25 protein-coding genes are annotated in these 20719 nt (G+C 53.5%); 12 read left to right on the forward strand and 13 right to left on the reverse strand.

What is annotated here, in order from left to right; all coding sequences use genetic code 11:
• On the forward strand, window positions 1-1419 hold the full coding sequence (locus tag DPA2511_RS18675; protein ID WP_015855289.1) for a glutamate synthase small subunit: 1419 nt from the start codon (window positions 1-3) through the stop codon (window positions 1417-1419).
• A 73-nt stretch (window positions 1420-1492) separates the two neighbouring features.
• On the opposite strand, the gene DPA2511_RS18680 is transcribed toward DPA2511_RS18675, so the two are convergent.
• The 6 genes from DPA2511_RS18680 to zapE form a co-directional block, all read right to left on the reverse strand.
• Window positions 1493-1963: a GFA family protein gene (locus DPA2511_RS18680; RefSeq protein WP_071597690.1), complete on the reverse strand. Its 471-nt coding sequence runs from the start codon at window positions 1961-1963 to the stop codon at window positions 1493-1495.
• A 123-nt stretch (window positions 1964-2086) separates the two neighbouring features.
• A complete protein-coding gene (gene sspB / locus DPA2511_RS18685) occupies window positions 2087-2584 on the reverse strand; it encodes a ClpXP protease specificity-enhancing factor (RefSeq protein ID WP_015855290.1) in 498 nt (165 codons plus the stop codon).
• Between the two features lie 5 nt (window positions 2585-2589).
• Complete coding sequence (sspA, locus tag DPA2511_RS18690; protein WP_015855291.1) at window positions 2590-3231, reverse strand: stringent starvation protein SspA; 642 nt, start codon at window positions 3229-3231, stop codon at window positions 2590-2592.
• A gap of 324 nt (window positions 3232-3555) precedes the next feature.
• Window positions 3556-3948, reverse strand: coding sequence for a 30S ribosomal protein S9 (rpsI, locus tag DPA2511_RS18695; RefSeq protein WP_015855292.1), 393 nt, complete (start codon window positions 3946-3948; stop codon window positions 3556-3558).
• Window positions 3949-3963: 15 nt separating this feature from the next.
• Window positions 3964-4392, reverse strand: a complete 429-nt coding sequence (gene rplM / locus DPA2511_RS18700; protein ID WP_015855293.1) for a 50S ribosomal protein L13 — start codon at window positions 4390-4392, stop codon at window positions 3964-3966.
• Between the two features lie 268 nt (window positions 4393-4660).
• Window positions 4661-5791 (reverse strand): cell division protein ZapE, encoded by a 1131-nt coding sequence (gene zapE, locus DPA2511_RS18705; protein ID WP_015855294.1) that lies wholly within the window; start codon window positions 5789-5791, stop codon window positions 4661-4663.
• Window positions 5792-6010: 219 nt separating this feature from the next.
• Between zapE and zapG the strand changes: the two genes are divergently transcribed.
• The 3 genes from zapG to degS all read left to right on the forward strand — a co-directional run bounded on the left by zapG (window position 6011) and on the right by degS (window position 9175).
• The gene (gene zapG / locus DPA2511_RS18710) at window positions 6011-6415 is read left to right on the forward strand and encodes a Z-ring associated protein ZapG (protein ID WP_015855295.1); all 405 of its coding nucleotides are present in this window, start codon (window positions 6011-6013) and stop codon (window positions 6413-6415) included.
• Between the two features lie 237 nt (window positions 6416-6652).
• Window positions 6653-8023 (forward strand): serine endoprotease DegQ, encoded by a 1371-nt coding sequence (degQ, locus tag DPA2511_RS18715; RefSeq protein WP_015855296.1) that lies wholly within the window; start codon window positions 6653-6655, stop codon window positions 8021-8023.
• A gap of 87 nt (window positions 8024-8110) precedes the next feature.
• Entirely contained in the window at window positions 8111-9175 is a 1065-nt protein-coding gene (degS, locus tag DPA2511_RS18720; RefSeq protein ID WP_015855297.1) for an outer membrane-stress sensor serine endopeptidase DegS, read from the forward strand.
• A gap of 87 nt (window positions 9176-9262) precedes the next feature.
• Here the strand turns inward: degS and murA are convergent, their stop codons facing one another.
• The 7 genes from murA to mlaF form a co-directional block, all read right to left on the reverse strand.
• Entirely contained in the window at window positions 9263-10525 is a 1263-nt protein-coding gene (gene murA / locus DPA2511_RS18725) for a UDP-N-acetylglucosamine 1-carboxyvinyltransferase (RefSeq protein WP_015855298.1), read from the reverse strand.
• 51 nt (window positions 10526-10576) lie between these two features.
• Window positions 10577-10831, reverse strand: a complete 255-nt coding sequence (gene ibaG, locus DPA2511_RS18730; protein ID WP_015855299.1) for a BolA family iron metabolism protein IbaG — start codon at window positions 10829-10831, stop codon at window positions 10577-10579.
• A 133-nt stretch (window positions 10832-10964) separates the two neighbouring features.
• On the reverse strand, window positions 10965-11267 hold the full coding sequence (mlaB, locus tag DPA2511_RS18735; RefSeq protein WP_015855300.1) for a lipid asymmetry maintenance protein MlaB: 303 nt from the start codon (window positions 11265-11267) through the stop codon (window positions 10965-10967).
• Window positions 11260-11895, reverse strand: coding sequence for a phospholipid-binding protein MlaC (mlaC, locus tag DPA2511_RS18740; RefSeq protein WP_015855301.1), 636 nt, complete (start codon window positions 11893-11895; stop codon window positions 11260-11262). The genes mlaB and mlaC overlap by 8 nt, the downstream gene beginning before the upstream one ends.
• An 11-nt stretch (window positions 11896-11906) precedes the next feature.
• Window positions 11907-12479 (reverse strand): outer membrane lipid asymmetry maintenance protein MlaD, encoded by a 573-nt coding sequence (gene mlaD / locus DPA2511_RS18745; RefSeq protein ID WP_015855302.1) that lies wholly within the window; start codon window positions 12477-12479, stop codon window positions 11907-11909.
• Window positions 12480-12483: 4 nt separating this feature from the next.
• Entirely contained in the window at window positions 12484-13266 is a 783-nt protein-coding gene (mlaE, locus tag DPA2511_RS18750) for a lipid asymmetry maintenance ABC transporter permease subunit MlaE (protein ID WP_015855303.1), read from the reverse strand.
• A gap of 6 nt (window positions 13267-13272) precedes the next feature.
• The gene (gene mlaF / locus DPA2511_RS18755; protein ID WP_015855304.1) at window positions 13273-14079 is read right to left on the reverse strand and encodes a phospholipid ABC transporter ATP-binding protein MlaF; all 807 of its coding nucleotides are present in this window, start codon (window positions 14077-14079) and stop codon (window positions 13273-13275) included.
• 281 nt (window positions 14080-14360) lie between these two features.
• On the opposite strand from mlaF, the gene DPA2511_RS18760 reads away from it, so the two are divergent.
• From DPA2511_RS18760 to hpf, 8 genes are read left to right on the forward strand one after another with little or no spacing between them, the layout of a single operon-like run.
• The gene (locus tag DPA2511_RS18760; protein WP_015855305.1) at window positions 14361-15323 is read left to right on the forward strand and encodes a calcium/sodium antiporter; all 963 of its coding nucleotides are present in this window, start codon (window positions 14361-14363) and stop codon (window positions 15321-15323) included.
• 30 nt (window positions 15324-15353) lie between these two features.
• Window positions 15354-16340 carry an arabinose-5-phosphate isomerase KdsD gene (gene kdsD / locus DPA2511_RS18765; protein ID WP_015855306.1) on the forward strand — a complete coding sequence of 329 codons (987 nt, stop codon included), beginning with the start codon at window positions 15354-15356 and terminating at the stop codon, window positions 16338-16340.
• Window positions 16341-16379: 39 nt separating this feature from the next.
• Window positions 16380-16946, forward strand: coding sequence for a 3-deoxy-manno-octulosonate-8-phosphatase KdsC (kdsC, locus tag DPA2511_RS18770; protein WP_015855307.1), 567 nt, complete (start codon window positions 16380-16382; stop codon window positions 16944-16946).
• Window positions 16943-17512 (forward strand): LPS export ABC transporter periplasmic protein LptC, encoded by a 570-nt coding sequence (gene lptC, locus DPA2511_RS18775; RefSeq protein ID WP_015855308.1) that lies wholly within the window; start codon window positions 16943-16945, stop codon window positions 17510-17512. The genes kdsC and lptC overlap by 4 nt, the downstream gene beginning before the upstream one ends.
• Complete coding sequence (lptA, locus tag DPA2511_RS18780; RefSeq protein ID WP_015855309.1) at window positions 17490-18098, forward strand: lipopolysaccharide ABC transporter substrate-binding protein LptA; 609 nt, start codon at window positions 17490-17492, stop codon at window positions 18096-18098. The genes lptC and lptA overlap by 23 nt, the downstream gene beginning before the upstream one ends.
• 16 nt (window positions 18099-18114) lie before the next feature.
• A complete protein-coding gene (lptB, locus tag DPA2511_RS18785; RefSeq protein ID WP_015855310.1) occupies window positions 18115-18840 on the forward strand; it encodes an LPS export ABC transporter ATP-binding protein in 726 nt (241 codons plus the stop codon).
• A 48-nt stretch (window positions 18841-18888) separates the two neighbouring features.
• Window positions 18889-20325 (forward strand): RNA polymerase factor sigma-54, encoded by a 1437-nt coding sequence (gene rpoN / locus DPA2511_RS18790; protein ID WP_015855311.1) that lies wholly within the window; start codon window positions 18889-18891, stop codon window positions 20323-20325.
• Between the two features lie 23 nt (window positions 20326-20348).
• A complete protein-coding gene (gene hpf / locus DPA2511_RS18795) occupies window positions 20349-20636 on the forward strand; it encodes a ribosome hibernation promoting factor (protein WP_015855312.1) in 288 nt (95 codons plus the stop codon).
• Window positions 20637-20719: the final 83 nt, after the last annotated feature.

Below are 20719 nucleotides of genomic sequence, written 5' to 3' on the forward strand. Positions count from 1 at the left end.
ATGAGTCAGAATGTTTATCAATTTATCGACTTACAGCGCGTTGATCCGCCCAAGAAACCGCTGAAGATCCGTAAAATTGAGTTTGTTGAAATTTACGAGCCGTTCTCGGAAAGTCAGTCCAAGGCCCAGGCAGATCGCTGCCTGGCATGCGGCAACCCTTACTGTGAATGGAAATGTCCGGTTCATAACTACATTCCGAACTGGTTGAAACTGGCCAACGAAGGCCGGATCATCGAAGCGGCGGAGTTGTCGCATCAAACCAACAGCTTGCCGGAAGTCTGCGGCCGCGTCTGTCCGCAGGATCGTTTATGCGAGGGTTCCTGCACATTGAGCGATGAGTTCGGCGCCGTCACCATCGGCAACATCGAGCGCTATATCAACGATAAAGCTATCGAGATGGGATGGCGTCCGGATGTGTCTTCCGTCCAGCCTTCCGGCAAGCGCGTCGCCGTTATTGGCGCCGGCCCTGCCGGCCTGGCTTGCGCCGATGTGCTAACCCGAAATGGCGTGAAAGCCGTAGTTTACGATCGTCATCCCGAAATCGGCGGCCTGCTGACCTTCGGTATTCCGGCCTTCAAGCTGGAAAAAGAGGTCATGGTCAAACGCCGTGAGATTTTTACCGACATGGGCATTGAGTTCCGCCTCAACACCGAAGTAGGTAAAGATATTCAGCTCAGCGCATTACTGGCTGAATATGACGCGGTATTCCTTGGGGTCGGTACTTATCAGTCCATGCGCGGCGGCCTGGACAATGAAGATGCGCAGGGCGTCTATGATGCGCTGCCATTCCTGATCGCCAATACCAAGCACCTGATGGGTTTCGAGACATCCGAACAGGAGCCCTATGTTTCCATGCAGGGTAAACGAGTCGTGGTGCTCGGCGGCGGTGATACTGCTATGGACTGTGTGCGTACCTCCATCCGACACGGCGCGACTCACGTCACCTGTGCCTACCGTCGTGATGAAGAGAACATGCCGGGCTCCAGACGCGAAGTGAAAAATGCGCGTGAAGAAGGGGTCGACTTCCGTTTCAATCTGCAGCCGCTCAGTATTGAAATTAACGATTCAGGGAAAGTCTGCGGTATTCGGATGGTACGCACCGAATTGGGAATGCCCGATGCCAACGGTCGTCGTCGTCCGGAAGCGGTGGAAGGATCTGAACATGTGCTGGAAGCGGATGCCGTCATCATGGCCTTTGGTTTCCGCCCGCACAAGATGGCCTGGCTGGCGGAGCACAGTGTAGAGTTGGATACTCAGGGACGGATCGTCGCACCGGAAGGCTGCGACAATGCGTTTCAGACGTCTAATCCAAAAATCTTCGCCGGCGGCGACGCCGTTCGCGGCTCCGATCTGGTCGTCACGGCGATTGCCGAGGGCCGCAAAGCCGCCGAAGGCATCCTGAACTATCTGGAAGTGTAATTAGAGGAGCCTGGGCTCCCGGCAGCAACACCTTGATAGGGTGAGGTTTCATCCTGAAACCTCACCCATTTTTTTAGCGAAGATCGTCCTGCCGGGGCAGGTACCGATCGATGATGTCCTGCTCAGTCAGCATCGGCGTCTGCTGTGCGAAATCGTAGTAATTCGGCTTGTTATCAACATAGATCTGGGAAACCAATCGCTTTTCACCGTCAGGAAACAACCCCGCCGACAATTCGTAGGTTTCAGGCTCCAGTAATCGATAAAACAGATGTGTCCCGCAGACACGGCAAAATGCCCGTTCCGCCCAATCGGAAGAGCGATAACGGGTAATATGCTCAACGCCTTCGAGGAACACACCGTCTGGACATTCAACGGCCATTAATGGCCCACTTCCCCATGTACGACATGTACCGCAATGACACAGAGTGACATCATGAAGGTATTGTTCAGGTGCGGTTATTGTTACCGCTCCACATAGGCACCGCCCTTTACTGGTTTTCATCATTTCCTCCTTTGGATCAAGACCCAATGGATAACGCAACATAAACAGCAAATGACCGTGATTTTCCGACTTTCGACCAGTACCCCCAGATCTCGGGAGGAGGATGGGGATGAAGGCTGACAATAAAAAAGGGCATTCCACATGCCCTTTTTTTATTATTTACAACTACTTGACCACCCGTAGAGAAGGTCTTCCTCCCCTTGGCGGCTGTGGTGGTTCATTCTCGGGATCGTCGCCGGCGTTTACCGACTCCTCATTATCCACCACTGACATTAGCGCTGGCTTCTGTTCGTTCTCAATCTGATCCTGTTCACCGAACTCTTCAACGATTTCATAAGCCGGTTCAGGCTCAAACATGGTGCCGGCGCCGTTTTCACGGGCATAGATCGCCATCACGGCAGCCATGGGCACAAAGACCTGACGCGGAACACCGCCGAAACGCGCATTGAAACGCACGCTATCGTCAGCCAGTTCGAGATTCCCCACGGCACGAGGCGCTATATTCAGGACAATCTGCCCGTCGCGGGCAAATTCCATCGGAACCTGAACACCGGGCACCGCCACATCAACAACCAGATGGGGAGTTAACTGGTTGTCCAGCAGCCAATCATAAAAAGCGCGCAGTAAATACGGGCGACGCGGCGAGAGCTGAGACAACGTCATGTTGCTTAGCCTCTGGTCTGCAGGCGGATTTCGCGCTCGGCTTCGGTCAGAGAAGCCAGGAAAGCGTCACGCTCGAATACACGGGTCATATACGCCTTTAGTTCCTTCGCACCAGAACCGCTCAATTCAATGCCTAGCAGCGGCAAACGCCACAACAACGGCGCCAGATAGCAATCCACCAAGCTGAATTCTTCACTCATGAAATAAGGCGCTTCATTGAACACCGGGGCAATCGCCAGCAGTTCTTCTCTCAGTTGCTTGCGCGCTGCTTCTACATCCTGGGCGTTGCCGTTCAGAATGGTTTTCAGCAACGAGTACCAGTCCTGCTCGATGCGATGCATCATCAGGCGGCTGTTGCCACGGGCAACCGGATAAACCGGCATCAACGGTGGATGCGGGAAACGCTCATCCAAATATTCCATGATGATGCGTGATTCATACAGAGTCAGTTCACGATCAACCAGCGTAGGCACAGAACCGTAAGGGTTGAGGTCAATAAGATCCTGCGGCAGATTATCCATGTCTACCTGCTCAATCTCGACACTCACTCCTTTTTCAGCCAGCACGATACGAACCTGATGGCTAAAAATGTCGGACGGACCGGAAAACAGCGTCATTACCGAACGTTTGTTGGCAGCGACAGCCATGAAAACCTCCAAGTTATCGAAAAAATACGGCAAATTACCGACCGAATACTATCCTGCAGACCTTGCCGTGTTTGCGTTTCTGACTGACGAGAAAGAAACCTGACGACACATGTCGTTCTGTAAACATTACTAGCTGGCAAACAGGCACAAAACTGGGCGACAGTGTACCAGATTCTGTTTGTTTTGTGGGGAGATAAGCATTTCCCCATCAATAACCATATGTAAATTAATAATATTTTTTAAACACTATCGAATTTTTGACAAAAAAAAACCCGGTGAGAAACACCGGGTTTTTCGTCGATTCGGCTGCCAAGCAGCAAGAAATCAACGTTTGGAGTACTGCGGACGACGACGTGCTTTGCGCAGACCGACTTTTTTACGTTCAACCTGACGAGCGTCACGAGTAACGAAGCCAGCTTTGCGCAGTTCAGAACGCAGAGACTCATCGTACTCCATCAGAGCGCGGGTGATACCATGACGGATCGCGCCGGCCTGACCGGAGATACCACCACCTTTAACGGTGATGAAAAGATCCAGTTTACCAATCATATCAACCAGTTCCAGCGGCTGACGAACTACCATGCGCGCGGTTTCGCGGCCAAAGTATTGTTCCAGAGTACGCTGGTTGATAACGATGTTGCCACTGCCCGGTTTGATAAATACACGAGCGGCGGAGCTTTTGCGGCGACCAGTGCCGTAATATTGATTTTCAGCCATTGCCTATAATCCCGATTAAATGTCCAGAACCTGCGGTTGCTGTGCCGCGTGATTGTGCTCGTTACCCGCGTAAACTTTCAGTTTACGGTACATAGCACGACCCAGCGGGCCCTTCGGCAGCATGCCTTTAACCGCGATTTCAATCACACGCTCAGGACGGCGGGCAATCATCTCTTCAAAGGTCGCTTCTTTGATACCGCCGATATGACCAGTGTGGTGGTAGTACATCTTGTCAGAACGCTTGTTGCCGGTTACAGCAACTTTGTCTGCGTTCAGAACGATGATGTAATCACCGGTATCAACGTGCGGAGTGTATTCCGCTTTGTGCTTACCGCGCAGACGACGAGCCAATTCAGTAGCCAGACGGCCAAGAGTTTTACCGCTCGCGTCAACAACGTACCAGTCGCGTTTTACGGTCTCTGGTTTAGCTGTAAAAGTTTTCATTAAAAGCTTACCCAATTTAAGTTACACGTTGGTGAACGCCCAAACGCTTCATAAATATAGTGTTTTGAGGTTCACACGGCTATCTAGTCCAGCAAACCTACCCCTTCGAATAGCTATTGCCAGCGCGATTAAAGTTTCGGGAAAAAACTTTGTTGTAACGTGGGGTCGCAAGATTATAGAGAAGTCGATCGGAAAGGTCGACCTTTTTTCTGCTATGCATCATACAAATGGATGCCAGGGAAAAAAGGCCGTGCCCAAACGCATCGAATCAAGGCAGATGAGGTTGGCGCAGATACTCTTCGCTTTGCATTTCCTGCAGACGCGACAAACAGCGCTGATACTCAAATTTCAGATGATGCCCCTGATAAATCTCAAACATCGGACTTTCCGCTGAAATCACCAGTTTCACACGACGTTCATAAAATTCGTCAACCAACGCCAGAAAACGCCGGGCGGCGTTTTCTTCCTTTGCGCCCATCACGGTGACATGGTGCAACAACACCGTGTGATACAGACGAGATAGTGCAATATAGTCATTCTGGCTACGCGCCTCCAGGCAAAGCGTCGGAAAATCGATCGACAACACGCCATCGCCAGCACTTAGCGTAGGCATAGCGCGATGATTGATCTCCAACACCGGTCCAGGGTGACGATATTCATGGCCGGATAATCGGCCGAACATCGTCCTCATGACTGCATCGGTCTCATCATTCAACGGTGTCAGGTAAAGGTGGGCCTGAGTCAACGTACGCAACCGGTAATCAATGCCGGCATCGACATTCCTCACCTCGCAATATTGCTTTATCAATTCGATTGCCGGCAGGAAACGCGAGCGTTGTAACCCATTGCGATACAGTTCGTCCGGCGGAATATTTGATGTCGCTACCAGGGCGATGCCGCGTTCAAACAGCGCTTTCAATAACTCGGCCAGTAGCATGGCATCGGTGATATCAGAAACAAAAAACTCATCAAAGCAGAGAACGTCCGTTTGCGCCTTAAAGCCATCGGCGACTTTTTCCAGCGGATTTTCCTGCCCTTGCAACTGATTCAACTCCTCATGCACCCGTAGCATGAAGCGATGAAAATGTAGCCGTAATTTTCTCTCCGAGGGCAAACTGTGGAAAAACATATCCATTAACCAGGTCTTTCCACGCCCGACACCGCCCCACATGTACAATCCCGTTACCGGTTCCCGATGCGGCTCGTGTTTTCCTCCCAGTAAAGAGCGCCAACGCGACCACATCCCGGTAGCAGGCTCAACGTTCACCCATACCTGTTCCGTCAACGCCTGGTGAATTTCATCGAGTCGCATAATCGTCTGCCGCTGCACCTCATCCGGCTGATACTCCTCCGCTGAGAGGGCCTGTTGATACAGTGATAAAGGGGTAATTCTTTGCATAGCGCCAAAATCCATGAGAAAAAATTTCGTTATGATTTATCGTTCGTTGACGTCGCTTTGACCGGTAATCGTGGCAATTCCCCACCACACATCCACACGCCATTCCGCCATACCATACGACATCATGCCTCGGGGCTCCACTCCAGTCAGGTTAGCGGTTATAGTGGCTATTATTAAGTGAAAAGCCCTACGGAACAACGAAGTCAAATAGGAGTCATTATGGCCTGGGAGTACGCGCTGATTGGATTAGTTATCGGTGTCATTATTGGTGCTGTCGCCATGCGTTTCGGTAATCGTAAGCTGCGTCAGCAACAGGTATTGCAAAGCGAACTGGAGAAAAACAAAACGGAATTGGAACAGTATCGTCAGGAGTTAGTGACCCATTTTGCTCACAGTGCAGAGCTGCTCGACAACATGGCTCGCGATTACCGCCAGCTCTACCAGCATATGGCCAAGAGCTCCAATAACCTGTTGCCTGATACGCCAGTACACGAAAACCCTTTCCGCTATCGGCTGACTGAAGCAGAATCCGACAACGATCAGGCGCCGGTGAATATGCCGCCGCGTGATTACTCGGATGGTGCGTCCGGCCTGTTGCAAGGTTCGCGGCCTGCCAGCAAGTAATTCGATGCCAGACATGAACGGGATGCAAAGTTGCATCCCGTTTTTATAGAAAAAACAAACACTCCGGACAATTTCTTTTATTCAGTATCGCCGTTCGGGTCAGATGGCGGTTACATTCTGCTGACGAAATAGCAGTGAACTTTACACATTGCCCCAGGTCTGACTCTTCACCGTAAGTTTGAGTTTATATATCATCGTTTTATTCATACGCAGGTCGTGAGAGAGAGTTAACAATCAATGAAAAAAGCATCGTTGTTGTATAGCGCGCTGGCACTCAGCATAGGTCTATCCTTGTCCTCGCTTCCTACGGCTAACGCCGCGCTGCCTTCGGTTGTGTCGGGTCAACCGTTGCCCAGCCTGGCACCAATGCTGGAAAAAGTCCTTCCGGCCGTCGTGAGCGTCCATGTAGAAGGCACACAAATTCAGCGCCAACGCATCCCCGAAGAATTCAAATTTTTCTTCGGCCCAAATACCCCCTCGGAAAAGCAGAGCAGCCGCCCATTTGAAGGACTGGGCTCCGGCGTCATCATCAGTGCGGAAAAAGCCTATGTGCTGACCAACAACCACGTCATCAACAACGCGGATAAAATTCGTGTTCAGTTGAACGACGGTCGGGAATACGACGCAAAACTGATCGGCCGCGACGAACAGACCGATATCGCCCTTTTGCAATTGGTGGATGCTAAAAACCTCACTGAGATCAAAATGGCTGACTCTGATCAGTTGCGCGTAGGTGACTTTGCTGTTGCCGTGGGCAACCCATTCGGTCTGGGCCAGACCGCGACCTCGGGAATTATTTCCGCGCTGGGCCGCAGCGGCCTGAATCTGGAAGGGTTGGAAAACTTTATTCAGACTGATGCTTCCATCAACCGGGGCAATTCCGGCGGAGCATTGGTTAACCTGAAAGGCGAGCTGATCGGCATCAACACCGCTATTCTCGCACCGGGCGGCGGCAACATCGGCATCGGTTTCGCTATCCCCAGCAACATGGCGCAAAACCTGGCCCAGCAGTTGGTAGAATTTGGCGAAGTCAAACGCGGTCTGTTGGGCATCAAGGGCAGCGAGATGACGTCTGAAATCGCCAAAGCGTTTAAGGTTGAGGCGCAACGCGGCGCATTCGTCAGCGAGGTCATTCCGAAATCTGCGGCCGCCAAGGCCGGTATCAAAGCAGGGGATGTGCTGATTTCGCTGGATGGCAAGCCGATTAACAGTTTTGCCGAACTCCGAGCGAAAATCGGCACTACTGCGCCAGGCAAGACAGTTCGTGTCGGCCTGTTACGTGACGGTAAACAGCAAGAAGTCTCCGTCGTGCTGGACAACAGCGCCAATGCAACCACCAACGCCGACAATCTTTCGCCTGCGCTGCAAGGCGCTTCACTCACCAACGGTCAGTTGAAAGACGGCAGCAAAGGCGTACTGATTGAGAATGTCGCCAAGGACAGTGCGGCGGCCAAGGTCGGCTTACAGAAAGGCGATATTATCGTGGGCGTCAATCGCGAGCGTGTTGAAAGCATCTCGCAATTGCGCAAGATCCTTGACAGCAAACCCTCCGTGCTGGCGCTGAATATCGTCCGCGGTGAAGAAAGTATCTATCTGTTGTTACGTTGATATATGAAAAAGGGAACGTCGCGCGATGCGGCGTTCCGCCTTCTCTGATATTCTGCGTTTTATTCTTCTTTCTGACCTCCTGAGCCCATGCTAACCAAACTGTTACGTTCGATGCTCATCGGTATCATCGTGGCTGGCGTTCTTTTGCTGGCCGTTCCGGCATTGCGCTCCGGTCAAGGGACGTTCAAGACGGAGAACGACAGTCAGAGTGAAGCACCGGTCAGTTATTATTTGGGGGTACGCCGTGCAGCCCCTGCCGTAGTGAACGTTTATAACCAAGCGAACAGCCCAGGTTCTCAGAATGAGCTGAACATCCGCAACCTTGGCTCCGGCGTTATCATGAACAGCAAAGGGTACATACTGACCAACAAACATGTCATCAGTAACGCGGAGCAAATCGTCGTCACACTGCAGGATGGGCGTATTTTTGAAGCACTGCTGGTCGGTTCCGATACATTAACCGACCTTGCCGTACTGAAAATCGAAGGCGCCAATCTGCCGGAAATCCCCATTAACACCAAACGCCCCCCGCATGTCGGCGATGTCGTACTGGCAATCGGCAACCCCTACAATCTGGGGCAGACCGTCACACAAGGCATTCTCAGCGCCACCGGACGAGTGGGGCTCAGTTCTTCCGGCCGACAGAACTTTCTACAGACCGACGCCTCCATCAACCGCGGCAACTCCGGCGGTGCGCTGGTCAATTCGTTGGGGGAGTTGGTCGGCATCAACACGTTGTCTTTCGATAAAAGCAACGACGGCGGCACACCGGAAGGCATCGGTTTTGCCATCCCTGTCGCCCTGGCCAGCAAAATCATGAATAAACTGATCCGGGATGGGCGCGTCATTCGCGGATACATCGGCATCAGCGGTGCGCAGAGAGAGCGATTGGGTAATCAGGTTTCTGGTCTTGATCGACTGCAAGGCATTATCGTCAACAAGGTGGAAACCGGAGGGCCGGCGGCAAAAGCAGGGATCAAGGAAGGCGATCTACTGATGGAGGTTAACCAGAAACCCGCCAGATCTGTGATTGAAACCATGGATCAGGTTGCGGAAATCCGTCCAGGCTCAGTCATTCCGGTGGTGGTATATCGGGACAACAAAGAAATTACGCTGAACGTCACGATTCAGGAATTTCCGACCAACGAATAGCGGCTGTGATTTCCCCCGCTGTGGGGAAAACGTTGCCCCCTTCATCAGGCCAGGCCGGGAGCACTCGTCACCCGGCCTGGCGCATCGTCAGCCGTTTTCTTTGACGCGCTCAATCTTCGCGCCGAGAGCACTCAACTTGTCTTCAATTCGGTCATAACCGCGATCGATATGGTAGATACGATCAACCAGCGTGACGCCGTCGGCAATACAACCAGCCAGAACCAGACTGGCGGACGCCCGCAGATCGGTTGCCATCACCTGGGCGCCAGACAGATGCTCAACACCATGGCAAATCACCGTATTACTTTCGATCTCCGCTTGCGCACCCATACGAATCAGTTCCGGAATATGCATGAAACGGTTTTCGAAGATGGTTTCAGTGATCACCCCGGTGCCTTCGGCCACCAGATTCAGCAAACTGAACTGCGCCTGCATGTCGGTCGGGAATCCAGGATGCGGAGCCGTGCGTACATTCACGGCTTTAGGACGCTGACCATGCATATCCAGACTGATCCAATCTTCACCGACATCAATATCAGCGCCTGCTTCCCGCAGTTTCGCGAGCACAGCGTCCAGCGTCTCGGGACGAGTATTGCGACAGACCACTTTCCCGCCGGAAACCGCCGCCGCCACCAGGAAGGTGCCGGTTTCGATACGATCCGGCAGCACGCGGTATACTCCGCCGCCCAATCGCTCTACCCCGTCGATCACAATTTTATCGCTGCCGGCGCCACTGATTTTCGCGCCCAGCGTATTCAGGAAATTCGCCGTATCCACGATTTCCGGCTCGCGTGCGGCATTTTCAATAATCGTCCTGCCGACCGCCAATACCGCAGCGCTCATGATGGTCACTGTCGCACCCACACTGACCTTATCCATAACGATGTGCGCACCTTTAAGACGACCATCCACGGTCGCCTTCACATACCCTTCTTCCAGCGTGATCTGCGCGCCCAGCTGTTCCAAGCCGTTGATATGTAAATCAACCGGTCGGGCGCCGATCGCACATCCGCCCGGCAGAGAAACCTGCCCCTGACCGAAACGCGCTACCAACGGCCCCAGCGCCCAAATCGAAGCACGCATCGTTTTGACCAGTTCATAAGGCGCACAGAAAACATTCACCGCACTGGCGTCGACATGCACCGAGCCGTTACGCTCAACATGCGCGCCCAGCTGGCTTAACAATTTCATCGTAGTATCGATGTCGCGCAGTTTCGGGACATTCTGGATTTCTACCGGCTCTTCAGCCAGTAAAGCAGCAAACAGGATAGGCAGGGCGGCGTTTTTAGCACCGGAAATAGTAACTTCACCGGTGAGCCGGGTTGGCCCCTGCACACGAAATTTATCCATAGTGACGATTTCTCAATATTCAGACTTAATAGCGCGACATACCGCGCCGACTCAAAAACCGTTCAGTTTACGATCGCGCAGCCACTCTTCCGGGGTATAAGCTTTGATCGACAATGCGTGAATGCGGTTATCCGCGATATATTCCATCAGCGGCCCATAAACCGCCTGTTGCTGCTTGACACGGCTCATTTCCTTGAAGACATCACCCACAACAATTACCTGGAAATGGCTACCGTCGCCGGAAACGTGCACTTCATCCAGCGCCAATGCCTGCATCAGCACATCTTTAATTTCGTTATTTTCCATCGCTCTCGATTCTACGTCAGGGGAGATGATAAACAGGGTGGTATCTTAGATGAATCCGCCACCATCTTAAACAAAAGAAATCCCCCTTCGTACAGGTACGAAAAGGGGGACGATAAGATAGCCGTAGCGTCGCTCATCCAGCCTGGCGGATGGGGATGATTTCGCTCAGGTTATACAGTTGGATAAGGGTACTGAGCCGATCGCTAGCTCCGGTAATGTTCAGTTCCTTCTCTTGCTGCTGCTGTTGATGATGAAAATGCAGCAGCAATGCCAACCCTGAAGAATCAACCCGACGCAGCCGGCTGAGATCCAGTTCACCCACACCGTTTAGCAACGCCTCCCGCTGTTGCCACAAAGGTAACAGCGTATCGCGATCAAGGTCTCCTTCCAGCTGGAGGACGCCATTTTCCCGTTTCCAGGTCAGCGAGTTAGCCATTTCGTTTCTGTTCCAACGAAATCGGCTGACGGGCGCTCACCAACAGTTGTCGGGTCAATCCATCAACGCCGTTTTGGCGCAATATGGAAGCCCACTCATTTTGTTTGGTGGTAATCATGCTCACGCCTTCGGCAATCATGTCATATGCCTGCCAATAGCCGGTCTTACTGTTTTTACGCCACTGAAAATCCAGGCGAATAGGCGGGCGCCCGCCGTTATCCATAATGGTGACGCGAATGGACACGATCTCCGCATTACCCAGCGGTTGTTCCGGGGCAACCTCGTAAGTCTGCCCGTGATACGACGCCAGCGCCTGACCATAAGCCTGTTCCAGATAGGCTTCGAAGGCGGTGAAATAGGCATCGCGCTGCTCCGGCGTCGCATTTTTATAATATTGGCCGAGTACCAAAGCGCCGGCATACTTGACCTGCACATAAGGCAGAAGTTCTTCTTTGACAATACTGCGTAGACGATTAGGTTCCTGCCGAATCTGAGACTGCTCGTTTTTCAGGCGATCAAAGGTTTTTTGCGCCGCTTCCTTCATCAGGCTGTACGGATTAGTCTGATCCGCTGCGTTAACAAAAGGCGCAACTACCAACAACGCCGCCATCAATAAACGTCTAAACATTCTGTATCCTCTCAAGGGTGTTGAGTAACAGGTTGGCTGCCTGCGTCAGATTTCGCATCATTGCCCGGCTTTACCGATGGCTCTGCGCTGCTCTGAGCGGCATTCTCATTACTGTTACCCCCGCTCTTATATAGGAATTGGCCGATAAGGTCTTCCAGAACCATGGCCGATTTCGTGTCCTGAATGGTACCGCCGTCTTTAAAGATCGACGTTCCCATATCCGCATCCTCAAAACCGATGTTCAAGGCCAGATACTGCTCCCCCAACAACCCGGAAGTACGAATCGCCAGGGAACTGGTATCCGGAATGTGGTCATATTGCCGATCGATATCCAACGCCACGCGCGGCAGATACGTTTTACTGTCCAGGCCGATCTCCGCCACCCGACCAATGACCACGCCGCCGATTTTCACCGGCGAGCGTATTTTCAGGCCGCCGATGTTATCGAAAGTCGCATACAAACGGTATGTCTGCTGATTTCCCAGTGATTTCAGGTCCGCCACTTTCAGCGCCAGAAAGAGAATGGCAACCAGCGCAATCAACATAAAGGCGCCAACCCAAATTTCATGTTTCTTTGTTTGCATCGACTCATTTCCCAAACATCAGTGCTGTCAGCACAAAATCCAATCCCAGTACCGCCAGTGAAGAATGCACCACGGTACGAGTCGTCGCACGACTGATGCCTTCTGACGTCGGGATGGCGTCATAACCATTGAACAGGGCGATCCAGGTAACGGTCATCGCGAAAAACAGGCTCTTTAGCACACAGTTCATTACATCGTGCCGCCACTCCACAGCCCCTTGCATCGCCGACCAGAAAAACCCGCTGTCGATACCTTTCCAGTCTACGCCGACCAGCGCGCCGCCCCAGATGCCGACCGCAACGAAAATGAGAGTCAGCAAAGGCATACTGATAAAACCGGCCCAGAAACGGGGAGCGACTACGCGACGAAGCGGATCCACCGCCATCATCTCCATACTGGAAAGCTGCTCGGTGGCCTTCATCAGGCCGATTTCCGCAGTCAGAGCGGAACCGGCGCGACCGGCAAACAATAACGCCGTCACAACCGGCCCCAGTTCGCGTAATAACGACAGCGCCACCATCATGCCCAAGCTGGCCTCCGCGCTGTAAGTCGTCAGCACGATATAGCCTTGCAACCCCAGCACCATACCGATAAAACAGCCGGAAACGATGATAATCAGCAGCGACTGCACGCCGACGCTATAAAGCTGCCGCGCCAGCAACGGCCACTGTTTAGCTGGCTCCGGCTTGCCGACCAGCGCATTAAACAACATCAGCCCGGCCCGGCCAAAAGAGGCGCAGGTGCTGATGCCGGAGCGTCCCAACGACGCCAATGCCTGCAATAGCATGACCAGTTAACTCCCCGTACCCAAAAGTCCGCTCAGATAATCACCCGCCGGATGTCGGAACGGCACCGGACCATCCGCCGTCCCATCCAGAAACTGACGCACGCGCGGATCATCATTTTGCTGCAATTCCTGCGGCGATCCTTCCGCCACAACGCGCTGCCCGGCGATGATATAGGCATAATCCGCGATGCTCAGCACTTCCGGCACATCATGAGACACCACGATGCAAGTAACGCCTAACGCATGATTCAGTTCGTCGATCAGCTTTACCAACACCCCCATCGTAATGGGATCCTGACCGACAAAGGGTTCGTCGAACATGATGAGCTGAGGATCCAGCGCTATCGCACGCGCCAGCGCGGCGCGGCGGGCCATCCCGCCCGACAGTTCCGCAGGCATCAGTTGCGCTGCGCCACGCAACCCAACCGCCTCCAGCTTCATCATCACCGTACTGCGCAACAATACGTCCGGCAATTGGGTATGCTCACGCAGCGGCCAGGCGACATTGTCAAAAACATTGAGATCGGTAAATAACGCGCCCGACTGGAACAGCATGCTCATCTTTTTGCGGGCGGCGTACAGCCCGGAACGGGAAAGCGCTGGAATATTTTCTCCGTCGAACCAGATTTCTCCGCTATCTGGTTGCAATTGCCCGCCAATCAGCCGCAACAGCGTGGTTTTGCCTATTCCCGACGGCCCCATGATCGCGGTGATTTTACGCTTGGGTACATTCAACGATATATCGCTGAATATCGGCCGCTCGCCGCGCCGAAAATTGAGCCCGCGAATCTCAACCAGATTTTCATGGTTCATGGTTCATTTCCTTACCGGCCGCGCCTGGCAGCCGTCATTTCTTGTCTATTCTCGGCATGTTGCCTACATAACTGCGTTGATTCCGGTATATCGGGCGTCATCACTGTTACAGAATCAGACCATTTGGTTGTAGCCAAAGTTGCCATTGGTTTTACTTTTTCGCCCTGCGCAGTCAGAATTAGCGCTAGCGAGGAAAAACGGCTTTTTTGTTTATTATTCGTCCAGAAATACTGGTTTGTTCGCCAATAAGCCGGTGATTATACCTGAATAAAGGACGCTGCATGCTTTTTGCGACAGTACTGTTGGTTGTTGGTTTGATTCTGCTGGTTTATGGTGCCGACCGGGTCGTCTATGGCGCCGCCGTTCTGGCCCGCTCTTTCGGCATCCCGCCCATGATTATCGGTATGACTATCGTTGGAATGGGAACGTCCTTGCCCGAACTGATGGTTTCCGTCACCGCCGCGCTTAATAATCAAATCGATATGGCTGTCGGCAATGTTCTGGGCTCCAATATCGCCAATATTCTGTTGATTCTCGGCAGCGCCGCGCTGATACGCCCGCTGACATTCCAATCCGCCCTGCTGCGGCGTGAACTCCCCCCGATGCTTTTTGTCACCGCCTTGTGCGGATGGCTGCTGCATGACGGTTTTTTGAGCCGCATGGATGGCCTCATCCTGCTGATTGCCGCCGGAGGTTGCATCCTGCTGATGCTGAACATGGCGACCCGCGCAGCAAAGCAGGGCGAAGACAGCCTGACACGGGAGCAGATGGCGGAACTGCCGCAGGACAACAACTATACGGTTGCGCTGCTGTGGCTGATTCTCGGGCTGATCATCATGCCGATGTCCGCCCGAATCGTGATCGATAACGCTACCGTCATCGCCAATTACTTTAATATCAGTGAACTTACCATCGGTCTGACCGTATTGGCGGTCGGCACCAGCCTGCCGGAACTGGCCACTGCGATTGTCGGCACATTGAAAAAGGAAGACGATATCGCATTGGGCAATCTGATCGGTTCCAATATATTCAATATCGTCATCGTGCTGGGCGTCCCGGCACTGCTCTCGCCAGGCGCACTGAACCCGCTCGCTTTTCAGCGCGATTACTGGGTCATGCTCGGCGTCAGTGCGCTTCTGACGGCACTCTGTCTCCGCCAGAAACGGTGCATCGGTCAGGGCGCGGGCACATTGTTAGTGTGTGCATTCATTGCGTACCTTTCGGTGCTGTTCTTGTTTCCATAGCCAGAACACCGGCAATGCAGGATATTTTTGATGTCACATTTCAAGTTACAACCCGGCTTTGATTTCCAGACGGCAGGCCGTCAGGTTCTGTCCATCGAGCGCGATAGTCTGGCGCAGCTGGATCAGTATATCGACGGTAACTTCGCCCTGGCCTGCGAAAAAATGTTCCACTGTCGCGGCAAGGTCGTGGTCATGGGGATGGGCAAATCAGGCCATATCGGCTGCAAAATGGCGGCGACGTTCGCCAGTACCGGTACGCCATCGTTTTTCGTCCACCCTGGGGAAGCCAGCCACGGCGATCTGGGCATGATTGCCGCGCAGGACGTCGTCATCGCCATATCCAACTCGGGTGAATCGCACGAGATTCTGGCGCTGATCCCTGTGCTTAAACGTCTGCAGGTTTGTCTGATTTGCATGACCGGCAACCCAGACAGCACGATGGCGAAAACTGCGGATATCCACCTTTGCGTTCACGTCGCTCAGGAAGCCTGCCCATTGGGGCTGGCGCCGACATCCAGCACCACCGCCGCGCTGGTAATGGGCGATGCGCTGGCGGTGGCGTTATTGCAGGCACGCGGCTTTACCGCCGAAGATTTCGCATTATCCCATCCCGGCGGCGCGCTTGGCCGCAAATTGCTGTTACGGGTGGAAGACATCATGCACTCCGGCGAAGAAATTCCTTGCGTGGACAGCCATGCTTCCCTGCGCGACGCACTGTTGGAAATCACGCGCAAAAATCTGGGCATGACGGCGATTTGCAACGCAGACCGGAAAATCGAAGGGATTTTTACCGACGGCGACCTGCGCCGGGTATTCGATATGAATATCAATCTGAACAACGCCCGCATCACCGACGTGATGACGCGCGGCGGTATCCGGGTGACGCCGCATACACTGGCGGTCGATGCGCTGAATCTGATGCAGTCCCGCCACATTACCTCGTTGATGGTGGCGGACGACGATCGTCTGCTTGGCATCATCCATATGCATGATATGTTGCGCGCTGGCGTGGTGTGACTCCCCAGATCTGTACGACTTGAGCCAAGGAATGAGTGAATGAGTGAAATTCGGCCGCAAACCGACACCTGCTACGGCCCTGTGGAGACGCAGGTCATGAACCGCGCGCGCGATGTACGTCTGCTGATTTGCGATGTAGATGGCGTACTGTCCGATGGACTTATCTACATGGGTAATCAGGGCGAAGAACTGAAAGCGTTCAATGTCCGCGACGGCTATGGCATCCGTTGCCTGCTAACTTCGGGTATCGACGTCGCGATTATCACCGGCCGTTCGTCTCAGTTGCTGATCGATCGCTGCCAAACGCTGGGTATCACCCATCTTTATCAAGGACAATCCGATAAGCTTTTGGCCTTCCGCGAACTGTTGGATAAACTGTCGATCCAGGCCAGCCAGGTCGCCTATATCGGCGATGACCTGATCGACTGGCCGGTCATGGCCGAAGTGGGTCTAAGCGTAGCGGTTGCCGACGCTCACCCGCTGTTGCAGCCACGGGCTGATTATGTCACGCGCATCGCCGGTGGCCGCGGCGCGGTAAGAGAAATGTGCGACCTTATCCTACAGGCGCAGGATAAGCTTGATTTCGCCAAAGGGCTGTCGATATGAGTAATGTAAAACGCTGGCTGACGCTGTTGCTGGCATTGATCGCACTGGTGCTGATCGGGTTAAATCTGACCGACAGACAGGCCAGCACCGGCCCGGCGGAAGTACCCAGCAATGACCCTGCTTATACCATGCAGAAAAACATTACCGTGGTATATGACCCAACCGGAAAACTGAGCTACAAGCTGGTGGCGGAGAGTGCGGAACATTACAACGCCGACCAAAGCAGCCGCTTTACCTTGCCGGTGGCGACCATGTTCAACGAACTCGGGGTGGCGACCTGGTCGGTGCGTTCCGATCGCGCCACGCTGACAAAAGACCGGATGCTCTATCTTTACGGTCATGTGGAGGTCAACAGCCTCACCACTGATTCACAACTGGAACGTATCAAGACAGACAACGCCCAGGTCAACCTGATCACACAGGATGTCTCGTCGGATGATGAAGTCACCCTGTACGGCACTAACTTTACCTCTAACGGGCTGAAAATGCGTGGTAATCTGCGCAGCAAAACCGCTGAATTGATCGACAAGGTAAAATCTTATTATGAAATCCAACCTAAACAATAATGTGTTGCACAGCATCCTGGTCGCCAGCGCCCTGTTCGCCGTCAGCCTTCCGGCATTGGCGCTGACCGGCGATACCGATCAGCCCATCCATATCGATTCCGATCAGCAGGCGCTGGATATGCAGAGCAACGTGGTCACATTCACCGGCAACGTGATCGTGACCCAGGGTTCCATCAAGGTTCAGGCCGACAAAGTCGTGGTCACACGTCCGAACGGCCAGCAGGGCCATGAAATCATTGAAGGTTACGGCAACCCGGCGACCTTTTATCAGATGCAGGACAACGGTAAACCGGTAAAAGGACACGCGCAGAAAATGCGCTATGAACTGGACAAGCAGCTCGTCATTCTTACCGGCAACGCTTATCTGGAACAGCTTGACAGTAATGTCAAAGGCGATCGCATTACCTACCTGGTTCAACAACAACAGATGGAAGCCTTCAGCGACAAGGGTAAACGGGTAACTACCGTTCTGGTGCCGTCGCAATTGCAGGACAAGGGTACCCAGGCCAATCCGAATGGCGTTAAGCCTGCCGCAAGTCAGAGCAAACCCGGCGCCAGTCAGACCAAACCCGCCAAACAACAGTGAGTGACGCAAGTAACCCATGGCAACATTAATTGCAGAGAATCTGGCCAAAGCGTACAAGGGCCGCAAAGTGGTGGAAAACGTCAGCCTGAATGTGAATTCAGGCGAGATCGTCGGACTGCTGGGCCCTAACGGCGCGGGCAAAACCACTACGTTTTACATGGTCGTGGGGATCGTGCCGCGTGACGAAGGCCGCATCGTCATCGACGATGAAGACATCAGTCTGCTGCCGCTGCACGACCGCGCTCGCCGCGGCATCGGCTATCTGCCGCAGGAAGCGTCGATTTTCCGGCGATTAAGCGTCTACGACAACCTGATGGCCGTTCTGCAAATCCGCAAGGATCTGACCCGGGAGCAACAGCAGGATCGCGCCAACGAGCTTATGGACGAGTTTCATATTACTCACCTGCGCGATAATCTGGGACAATCACTGTCCGGCGGTGAACGGCGCCGAGTAGAAATCGCCCGAGCGCTGGCGGCCAACCCGAAATTCATTTTGCTGGACGAACCCTTTGCCGGCGTAGATCCCATTTCGGTCATCGATATCAAAAAAATCATCGAGCATCTGCGCGACAGCGGGCTAGGCGTGCTGATTACCGACCATAATGTTCGCGAGACGCTGGATGTCTGTGAACGTGCCTATATCGTCAGCCAGGGCCAGCTTATTGCCCATGGCTCACCAATAGATATACTGGCGAATGAACAAGTGAAACGGGTCTATCTGGGTGAAGGCTTCCGACTCTGATAAAACATTGTTTTTATTTATAATTAATAAAGGAAGTTAGCGCGAGTTATGAAGCAAGGTTTGCAACTCAGGCTTAGTCAGCAACTGGCTATGACACCGCAATTACAGCAGGCGATCCGTCTACTGCAATTGTCCACACTTGAACTCCAGCAGGAAATCCAACAGGCGCTGGAAAGCAACCCATTGCTGGAACAGGCTGACAACCATGAAGAAGTAGAAACGCAGGAAAGTAGCGACCACGAAACGCTGGACACCCGCGAAGCGCTGGAGCAGAAGGAAATGCCGGACGAGCTGCCGCTCGACGCCGCCTGGGATGAAATCTATACCGCAGGCACACCGTCCGGCACCAGTACCGATTATCGCGACGAAGAGCTGCCGGTCTATCAGGGCGAAACCACTCAGACGTTGCAGGATTATCTGATGTGGCAGGTGGAACTGACGCCGTTCTCCGATACCGATGCCGCCATTGCAACCTCAATCGTCGATGCAGTCGACAATACCGGCTATCTGACGGTTTCGCTGGAGGATATCCGCGACAGCATCGGCGACGACAGCCTCACGCTGGAAGAGGTGGAGGCCGTACTGAAACGAGTGCAGCGCTTCGATCCCGTCGGCGTCGGCGCCCGCGACCTGCGCGAATGCCTGCTGGTACAGTTATCCCAGTTTGATGAAAAAACCACGCCGCGGCTGGCCGAAGCCAGAATGATCGTCAGCGAATATCTGGATCTGCTGGCCAACCATGATTTCCGGATGCTGATCCGTTCCAGTCGAATGAAGGAAGAAACGCTGAAAGAAGCGTTGGCGCTGATCCAATCGCTCGACCCGCGCCCCGGCCAGTCCATCAATACCGGCGAATCGGAATACGTGATCCCGGATGTCCTGGTTCGCAAGATCCAAGGTCATTGGGCGGTGGAGCTGAATACCGACAGCGTGCCCAGACTACAGATCAACCAGCAGTACGCCGCACTCGGCAACAACGCCCGTAACGACAGTGACGGTCAGTTCATCCGCAGCCATTTGCAGGAAGCCCGCTGGCTGATCAAAAGCTTGGAAAGCCGCAACGACACGTTGCTGAAAGTCACCCGCTGCATCGTAGAACAGCAGCAGGCGTTTTTTGAACATGGCGAGGAATTCATGAAACCCATGGTACTGGCGGATATCGCTCAGGCCGTGGATATGCACGAGTCCACCATCTCCCGCGTGACAACCCAAAAATTTCTACATAGCCCGCGGGGCATTTTCGAATTGAAGTATTTTTTCTCCAGCCACGTCAACACCGACAGCGGCGGCGAAGCGTCATCCACCGCCATCCGTGCGCTGGTCAAGAAACTGATTGCAGCGGAAAACCCTGCAAAACCTCTGAGCGACAGCAAGCTGACCACCCTACTCTCCGAACAGGGCATTATCGTGGCGCGGCGCACTGTAGCAAAATATCGCGAGTCTTTATCCATCCCGCCGTCGAATCAACGTAAACAGCTGGTTTGACCCATACTGAGAAGGAAGACGATATGCAGCTGAACATTACCGGACACCATGTCGAAATTACTGACTCCATGCGCGAGTTCGTCACATCGAAATTCGCCAAACTTGAGCAATACTTTGATCGAATTAATCAGGTGTATGTGGTGTTGAAAGTGGAGAAAATCCAGCATATTGCCGACGCCACCATCCATGTGAACGGCGGCGAGCTGCATGCCACCTCAGAAGCGGAGGATATGTATGCCTCCATCGATCTGTTGATCGATAAGCTGGCAAGGCAGTTGAACAAGCATAAGGATAAACTGAAACAACACTGATTCTGCCACCTTCAGGCGTAGGGACGGCCGGGCCTGCCGCACGGCGGGCCGATAACCGGAGGCAAAAGTGTCATTAAGTGAAA

This window comes from Musicola paradisiaca NCPPB 2511 (genome assembly GCF_000400505.1).
GTDB classification, from domain to species: domain Bacteria; phylum Pseudomonadota; class Gammaproteobacteria; order Enterobacterales; family Enterobacteriaceae; genus Musicola; species Musicola paradisiaca.

What these genes read in the sequence shown, in the direction of transcription:
- degS (WP_015855297.1), top strand. Translation starts at nt 8,111, where the DNA reads ATGCTAACCAAACTGTTACGTTCGATGCTCATCGGTATCATCGTGGCT.
- murA (WP_015855298.1), bottom strand. Translation starts at nt 10,525, where the DNA reads ATGGATAAATTTCGTGTGCAGGGGCCAACCCGGCTCACCGGTGAAGTT.
- sspB (WP_015855290.1), bottom strand. Translation starts at nt 2,584, where the DNA reads ATGACGTTGTCTCAGCTCTCGCCGCGTCGCCCGTATTTACTGCGCGCT.
- zapG (WP_015855295.1), top strand. Translation starts at nt 6,011, where the DNA reads ATGGCCTGGGAGTACGCGCTGATTGGATTAGTTATCGGTGTCATTATT.
- degQ (WP_015855296.1), top strand. Translation starts at nt 6,653, where the DNA reads ATGAAAAAAGCATCGTTGTTGTATAGCGCGCTGGCACTCAGCATAGGT.
- sspA (WP_015855291.1), bottom strand. Translation starts at nt 3,231, where the DNA reads ATGGCTGTCGCTGCCAACAAACGTTCGGTAATGACGCTGTTTTCCGGT.
- mlaB (WP_015855300.1), bottom strand. Translation starts at nt 11,267, where the DNA reads ATGGCTAACTCGCTGACCTGGAAACGGGAAAATGGCGTCCTCCAGCTG.
- rpsI (WP_015855292.1), bottom strand. Translation starts at nt 3,948, where the DNA reads ATGGCTGAAAATCAATATTACGGCACTGGTCGCCGCAAAAGCTCCGCC.
- lptC (WP_015855308.1), top strand. Translation starts at nt 16,943, where the DNA reads ATGAGTAATGTAAAACGCTGGCTGACGCTGTTGCTGGCATTGATCGCA.
- ibaG (WP_015855299.1), bottom strand. Translation starts at nt 10,831, where the DNA reads ATGGAAAATAACGAAATTAAAGATGTGCTGATGCAGGCATTGGCGCTG.
- mlaC (WP_015855301.1), bottom strand. Translation starts at nt 11,895, where the DNA reads ATGTTTAGACGTTTATTGATGGCGGCGTTGTTGGTAGTTGCGCCTTTT.
- rplM (WP_015855293.1), bottom strand. Translation starts at nt 4,392, where the DNA reads ATGAAAACTTTTACAGCTAAACCAGAGACCGTAAAACGCGACTGGTAC.
- DPA2511_RS18675 (WP_015855289.1), top strand. Translation starts at nt 1, where the DNA reads ATGAGTCAGAATGTTTATCAATTTATCGACTTACAGCGCGTTGATCCG.
- hpf (WP_015855312.1), top strand. Translation starts at nt 20,349, where the DNA reads ATGCAGCTGAACATTACCGGACACCATGTCGAAATTACTGACTCCATG.
- lptA (WP_015855309.1), top strand. Translation starts at nt 17,490, where the DNA reads ATGAAATCCAACCTAAACAATAATGTGTTGCACAGCATCCTGGTCGCC.
- zapE (WP_015855294.1), bottom strand. Translation starts at nt 5,791, where the DNA reads ATGCAAAGAATTACCCCTTTATCACTGTATCAACAGGCCCTCTCAGCG.
- DPA2511_RS18680 (WP_071597690.1), bottom strand. Translation starts at nt 1,963, where the DNA reads ATGTTGCGTTATCCATTGGGTCTTGATCCAAAGGAGGAAATGATGAAA.
- kdsD (WP_015855306.1), top strand. Translation starts at nt 15,354, where the DNA reads ATGTCACATTTCAAGTTACAACCCGGCTTTGATTTCCAGACGGCAGGC.
- mlaE (WP_015855303.1), bottom strand. Translation starts at nt 13,266, where the DNA reads ATGCTATTGCAGGCATTGGCGTCGTTGGGACGCTCCGGCATCAGCACC.
- lptB (WP_015855310.1), top strand. Translation starts at nt 18,115, where the DNA reads ATGGCAACATTAATTGCAGAGAATCTGGCCAAAGCGTACAAGGGCCGC.
- mlaF (WP_015855304.1), bottom strand. Translation starts at nt 14,079, where the DNA reads ATGAACCATGAAAATCTGGTTGAGATTCGCGGGCTCAATTTTCGGCGC.
- DPA2511_RS18760 (WP_015855305.1), top strand. Translation starts at nt 14,361, where the DNA reads ATGCTTTTTGCGACAGTACTGTTGGTTGTTGGTTTGATTCTGCTGGTT.
- rpoN (WP_015855311.1), top strand. Translation starts at nt 18,889, where the DNA reads ATGAAGCAAGGTTTGCAACTCAGGCTTAGTCAGCAACTGGCTATGACA.
- kdsC (WP_015855307.1), top strand. Translation starts at nt 16,380, where the DNA reads ATGAGTGAAATTCGGCCGCAAACCGACACCTGCTACGGCCCTGTGGAG.
- mlaD (WP_015855302.1), bottom strand. Translation starts at nt 12,479, where the DNA reads ATGCAAACAAAGAAACATGAAATTTGGGTTGGCGCCTTTATGTTGATT.